1 protein-coding gene is annotated in these 284 nt (G+C 48.6%); it reads left to right on the top strand.

Translation table 11 applies throughout. The features are described from left to right. On the top strand, positions 1 to 244 hold a 244-nt coding region (locus LZP73_RS20730; protein ID WP_326490387.1), incomplete at its 5' end, for a hypothetical protein. Between the last annotated feature and the right edge of the window lie 40 nt (positions 245 to 284).

Raw genomic sequence — 284 nt, 5'->3', positions numbered from 1 at the left:
GGCGCAATACCGTCCTGAATTAATCATTCGCTTGGGGATTGATATTGATACTGCCATCTCCCGCAAGCCTGACCATGACTATGCCGAGCTGCAGGACAAAATCGGTGTTATGTCGACGATTGGCTATAACGGCACAAAAATTCTTGAGATTGATTCCAGAGCGCCTTACAGCGAGGTGCTGGAACAGGCACAGAAGGCGGTTTCTCTGGTTGCCATCGTTTCTGACCGCCGAAGTTTAACTTAAGGCTGGCGGGATACTTTTTACTATCAACGATAAGGTCAGG

This window comes from Shewanella sp. AS16 (assembly GCF_021412365.1).
Lineage (GTDB): Bacteria > Pseudomonadota > Gammaproteobacteria > Enterobacterales > Shewanellaceae > Shewanella > Shewanella salipaludis.
Note: the sequence above shows the minus strand (reverse complement) of the source record. Positions and strands in the feature narration are given on the sequence as shown.